The following is a 5,020-nucleotide window of genomic DNA, read 5'->3' on the forward strand; positions in this document are numbered from 1 at the left end:
AATTATAGCCAAAGCAACTGGTGTCGTTACGTGTTTATAATTACTGGTGCACGACTCTATTTGCTGCTTGAAGAGGCTGGTTCTCGACGGTTACAACACACTTCGGCCTGCAAGCCTTCTCTGGTTTATTAGCGAGCTGGTTTGCCAATCAAGGAGCGATACTCGTTTGCCGTCGCCGGGCGGCGGCCCAGTAGAGCGGCCATATCTTTAGCCATGTTGAACATTTGCAGGTTGTCGGACAGACGCTCGTCGCTGTTTGGATATTTCCACGGCGTATCCTCGGTACCTACTCGGATATGAAGACCCATCATGGTCGCCAAGGTCGTCATATAAAGCGTTGAGCGACCGGAGGCACACACCGAAATAGTGCCAGTGGGATCAATTTTACGGATCTGGTTAACCATCAGAAACAGATGCTGTGCCATGTCTTGCGCATCAGGAACCCAAGTGCCTGAAATTAAAGTGCGACCTATGTTGAAAGGAAGGCCATAAAGGATGAGCCAATTATACGGCCCCTTCAGGATCCCTGTGTCGATCAGGCGGCGCTTCGCCAATTCGATTTCACCAGAACTGTGAACTGCCAATTCGGGCTTTACGCCATAGGTTTCTAACGTCTGTATCGCATGGGTTGCGAATGCCTCTGGGTGGCCAGGTGCGCAAGGCGCTACTTCGGCTAGACCGGAGGTGACGGGGCTCATGCACGTTTCAAAGGAATCACCGTTCAATACGTTCAGATTCACCACAAAGTCGTTGCCAAACCGTGCACGCAAGGGTTCTAGAACCTGCGAGTAGGCCTCGACAGGGGGGAGGTCGCGATCAAGGCGGCGCCCTTTGTTATCAGTTACCCAGGTGAAGTCGACGTGAATACCGCAAGCTCCGGCCTCAATTACTTGAGTTGCCGACTCGATATAATCCTCAATCGAAGTCGGATTTCCGCTCTCGCTGTTGGATTCGCCGAAACGACCCGAGACTGCGACGTTGATCGCTATTTCGGATGGCACGTCCCATTTTGGTTGTACTGATGCGTCTGCTGCGAAGTGGTACTCCTCCATCTCGCGCTTTGCGGCTTCCCATAGGGGTAGTGGACTACTCATGCTTCGTTCCTTTTATTGTGTTTGTGAATACATGACAAATAGGGGAGGGGTTGACCGGAAATGGTAAAAGCCTCACCCGAATTCATACTGTATCGTATGGTTTTTCAAAAATCCATACGATATCGATCTGTTTTTTGGCTGGATAGCTTTGTAGGAAGCTCATACCGCTTTGCAGGTACGTTGTGCGGCATCGCAACGATGGGCCGCATATATTTCCCAGTGGAAACGCTTTACAGGATCGCGCTGAAATCGGATGAGGAGGGCGGGAACGTGACTACCGATACGCCAAGGTCAGCAGGGGATATGGGGCTCTCGGTTGCTCGCAGTGCACGTGATGACGTACGGATCGAGTCTGTTGTAGAGCGCACAGGTGCTTGGTTTGGTCGCCTTGACATGAGGTAGAACAATGTCGGCATTGCTGGACCAACGGCACCAATAGCGATGAAGCCTGAGCTGACGTTGATAAACTCGATGCCTTTAACCTCAAAGGCAGCTGGAAGGCATGAGACACGAGCCCATTCGGTAAGGCGCTGCTTCAATTCGGTCTGCCTGACGCGCGCTCATGAGCTATCTATGTTCGCCTGGGCAATCGAAAACTTACATTGCCAGCCGCCTCGCTCGGTGCTGGTATTCAATCCGTGCCAAATTTTGCTCCACCTAGCTCACTAAAGACGCTCCGTCTGTGGGCGAAACTCACACAGCTTCCGCATCGACGAGATTCTCGATGATGCCCAGCAACGCTCGGTGCACTGTCTTGATTTCGTTTTCGGAGAGGCCGCGTACAGCGACATCGTTTAGCTCTTCCGCGATGGGTATCAAAACGCCCTTTAGGTCGCGGCCTTTGGGGGTGAGGTAGATGTAGACCTTTTTTCGGTTGCCGTCTCGAAAGCGCCGTTCGATCAGTCCTTGGGAGTCCATGGCTTTCAGTGCAGTAAATGTCGTTGGCTCCATCAGTCCGACCTGATCGCTAAGTTCCCGTTGAGTAAGGCCTTCCGTTACCCATAGCACACGGAGAAAGGCCCAGTGTCCGAAACTGACATCGTGCTCGGCCAAGCGTAGTTGCAGGCTTTTAGTCAAGACTCGCGCAGCGTCCCGGATCAAATGAGCCAGTCGGTCATCGGGAACCTCCTCTCTCCAATGGCGTAGAACATCCAGTGCCGTATGGTCGTCTTTCTGTCTCATTGGTTATCCATTTCAAAATCGTGATGCTCGCCTGCTTTCGCAGTGGAGTAAAGCAGATGTCCAAAAGGCAATGGTGTTGCCGGTTGGGATGGGCAGTCGCTTCGATAGCTTGGTCGTCTCTGTATGCGGTTTCTTCTAGTGACTCTTCCTGACGCTGCAATTTGACGCTTGCCAGTGTGGATCGAAACGGCGCGGCGCATGCGCTCGGCGATGAAGTTGGCGAGCATGATTCTCTTTGTTCCGGTTGCCAGTGCAAATTACAACTTCGCAAGCGTTTCTGTCACCACCTCAGCAAGTCAGTCTGGAAACGACTGTCTCTCAAAATCAGCCTTTTGAGCGTTATTACTCGCGCATGGTCCATGTGCGCGTCAGCAATCATCAGCGTGGTGGTGTGGCCAGACCCGATATCCGCGGCCAGCGCCCCCGCACGTTTATTCAATGGTTTCACGAAGCAGATAGAGATGACGTCGTACATCCCCCTTCTTAAAAATTGGGACGCATGTTTACGCCGGGAGCTGATCGAAAAAATGCGGGGCCGCTGGCTTGGGCGCTGAATCGGCTACTTTCGCGGCTAAATTTTTTCGTGGTACCCCCTCTTGACAGTCCGTCGATGCGTAGTATCTTAGGCATCTAACTTAGATATCTAAGTTTAATTGCATCTAGCTTTGCGCTTGCGTTGGGGAGTGTTTCAAGCCTCTCCAAAATGGAGGCGCCGTCACGGCGAGGAAGCGGAATTTGCTTGAGTGAGGGTGTGATTTGTAAAAATCAATCTCAAAGATTGATTCTCTAAGAATAAGAAAAAATCCAGCCAAAAACTGGACGTAATGGAGTTGTCGATGAGTGAGATCAAGCATTTTATCAGCGGCGAATATGTGGCCTCGCATCGTGGTTGCGCCTTCGACGACATCAACACTGCCAACAGCTCGGTGATTGCCAAGGTGTATGAGTGCAGCCAAGTCGAGATGCCTGCATGCGCTGCCCATGCTTCCCCCCAGGGTGAGTGGGTGCTTATGCCAGTGGCTGAGCGCATCGCTCTGTTGAGTTTGCCGCTGATGCTGATGACCTGGGAAGTCCGCCCAGATCTGGCCCGCGGCACCACGGTGATGGCTAAGCGCTCCGCAGTAATGCGGCATACCACCATGTCGCTTGGCCAGGTGATTAGCACAACCGAGCTTCCCAAGAGCGTCTGCAGCGAGGCGCATGGTTTCGGGCCTGATTGCGTGACCCGCCACCCCGGCATTAGCGCGTGCACCTTCACTAACTTGGCTCCAATGAAGTCACAGGCGTCGCAACCAGCAGTAGTTCCTGTGCGACTTGCGCACTCCGTTCGACGGCAGCTAGCTATCGGGTATAGGCCGCGAAGTGGGTGTACCTGGCCTCGAGTTCTACGACGAGCTTTCTAATATTCGAACTAAGTATTAGCCGGCGCCGTAGCGCGAGCGGCGAAAAGGGGAACTGGGATGGAAAAAAATAAGATTGACCAGTACGGCGACGAGCTTTTCACAGCGATGCTCGAGCGGCGCGCGGTGGCGCCACTGACCGAGCGGGAGCCGAATATTACGCTCGACGACGCCTATCACATTTCGCTGCGTATGCTCGGCCTGCGCTTGGCGGCAGGTGAGAAGGTCATTGGCAAGAAGATCGGCGTCACCAGCAAGGCAGTGCAGAACATGCTCAACGTACATCAGCCAGATTTCGGTTACCTCACCGATGCCATGGTGTTCAACAGCGGCGAGGCGGTGCCGATCAGCCAACTGCTGATCCAACCCAAAGCTGAGGGCGAGATTGCCTTCATCCTCAAGAAGGATTTGATTGGCCCAGGCGTAACTAACGCCGACGTGCTGGCCGCCACCGAATGCGTGATGCCGTGTTTTGAGATCGTTGATTCTCGCATTCGCGACTGGAAAATCAAGATTCAGGACACTGTCGCGGACAACGCCTCCTGCGGCCTGTTCGTGCTCGGCGACCAGGCGGTCTCACCGCGTCAAGTCGACCTGGCGACCTGCGGCATGGTGGTGGAGAAAAACGGCCACATCATAAGCACCGGGGCCGGCGCTGCGGCGCTCGGTTCTCCAGTCAACTGCGTGGCTTGGCTAGCCAACACCCTGGGCCGCTTCGGCATCCCTCTGAAAGCTGGCGAGGTAATTCTTTCCGGTTCGCTGGTACCGCTGGAGCCGGTCAAAGCCGGCGACGTGATGCGTGTAGACATCGGCGGTATTGGCAGCGCCTCCGTGCGCTTTACTTGATCCGAGGAACTCTCATGAACAAGAAACTCAAAGTCGCCATTATTGGTTCCGGCAACATCGGCACCGACCTGATGATCAAAATTCTGCGTAACGCCATGCATCTGGACATGGCCGTGATGGTCGGTATCGATCCAGCCTCCGACGGCTTGGCCCGCGCCCAGCGCATGGGCGTGGCCACCACCCACGAAGGCGTCGAAGGCCTGACTCGCATGGACGGCTTCCAAGACATCGATTTTGTCTTCGATGCCACCTCGGCCGGCGCGCACGTGAAAAACGACGCCTTCCTGCGATCAATCAAACCCGGCATCCGTTTGATCGACCTGACGCCCGCCGCCATCGGCCCGTATTGCGTGCCGGTGGTGAATCTGGAACAGAACCTGACCCAGCTCAACGTCAACATGGTTACCTGCGGTGGCCAAGCCACCATCCCGATGGTCGCGGCTGTCTCCCGAGTTGCCAAGGTACATTACGCCGAAATCGTGGCCTCGATTTCCAGTA

At 54.5% G+C, this 5,020-nt stretch carries 6 protein-coding genes and 1 pseudogene; 4 read left to right on the plus strand and 3 right to left on the minus strand.

All coding sequences use genetic code 11. From position 1 onward, the window contains the following. Positions 1-128: 128 nt before the first annotated feature. Together M0974_RS17930 and M0974_RS17935 are read right to left on the minus strand one after the other, a co-directional pair. Complete coding sequence (locus M0974_RS17930) at positions 129-1,094, minus strand: 3-keto-5-aminohexanoate cleavage protein (RefSeq protein ID WP_297839599.1); 966 nt, start codon at positions 1,092-1,094, stop codon at positions 129-131. Positions 1,095-1,787: 693 nt separating this feature from the next. After that, a complete protein-coding gene (locus M0974_RS17935; protein WP_297839602.1) occupies positions 1,788-2,276 on the minus strand; it encodes a MarR family transcriptional regulator in 489 nt (162 codons plus the stop codon). 161 nt (positions 2,277-2,437) lie between these two features. On the opposite strand from M0974_RS17935, the gene M0974_RS17940 reads away from it, so the two are divergent. Beyond that, positions 2,438-2,830: a hypothetical protein gene (locus M0974_RS17940; protein WP_297839605.1), complete on the plus strand. Its 393-nt coding sequence runs from the start codon at positions 2,438-2,440 to the stop codon at positions 2,828-2,830. Between the two features lie 105 nt (positions 2,831-2,935). Here the strand turns inward: M0974_RS17940 and M0974_RS17945 are convergent, their stop codons facing one another. Beyond that, on the minus strand, positions 2,936-3,478 hold the full coding sequence (locus tag M0974_RS17945; protein ID WP_297839608.1) for a hypothetical protein: 543 nt from the start codon (positions 3,476-3,478) through the stop codon (positions 2,936-2,938). Between M0974_RS17945 and M0974_RS33340 the strand changes: the two genes are divergently transcribed. From M0974_RS33340 to M0974_RS17955, 3 genes and pseudogenes are all read left to right on the plus strand, one after another. Next, positions 3,380-3,679, plus strand: a complete 300-nt coding sequence (locus M0974_RS33340) for a hypothetical protein (protein WP_367279033.1) — start codon at positions 3,380-3,382, stop codon at positions 3,677-3,679. The genes M0974_RS17945 and M0974_RS33340 overlap by 99 nt on opposite strands. A gap of 57 nt (positions 3,680-3,736) precedes the next feature. After that, complete coding sequence (gene dmpE, locus M0974_RS17950; RefSeq protein WP_297839610.1) at positions 3,737-4,522, plus strand: 2-oxopent-4-enoate hydratase; 786 nt, start codon at positions 3,737-3,739, stop codon at positions 4,520-4,522. 14 nt (positions 4,523-4,536) lie between these two features. Continuing rightward, a pseudogene (locus M0974_RS17955) lies at positions 4,537-5,020 on the plus strand (acetaldehyde dehydrogenase); the annotation flags it as partial.

It is taken from the genome of Pseudomonas sp., from assembly GCF_026224925.1.
Classification (GTDB): domain Bacteria; phylum Pseudomonadota; class Gammaproteobacteria; order Pseudomonadales; family Pseudomonadaceae; genus Aquipseudomonas.

Bases quoted from the DNA above. Each gene is read 5' to 3' on its own strand.
- M0974_RS33340 (WP_367279033.1), top strand. From the start codon at position 3,380: ATGGCTAAGCGCTCCGCAGTAATGCGGCATACCACCATGTCGCTTGGC.
- M0974_RS17930 (WP_297839599.1), bottom strand. From the start codon at position 1,094: ATGAGTAGTCCACTACCCCTATGGGAAGCCGCAAAGCGCGAGATGGAG.
- dmpE (WP_297839610.1), top strand. From the start codon at position 3,737: ATGGAAAAAAATAAGATTGACCAGTACGGCGACGAGCTTTTCACAGCG.
- M0974_RS17935 (WP_297839602.1), bottom strand. From the start codon at position 2,276: ATGAGACAGAAAGACGACCATACGGCACTGGATGTTCTACGCCATTGG.
- M0974_RS17945 (WP_297839608.1), bottom strand. From the start codon at position 3,478: ATGCGCCTCGCTGCAGACGCTCTTGGGAAGCTCGGTTGTGCTAATCAC.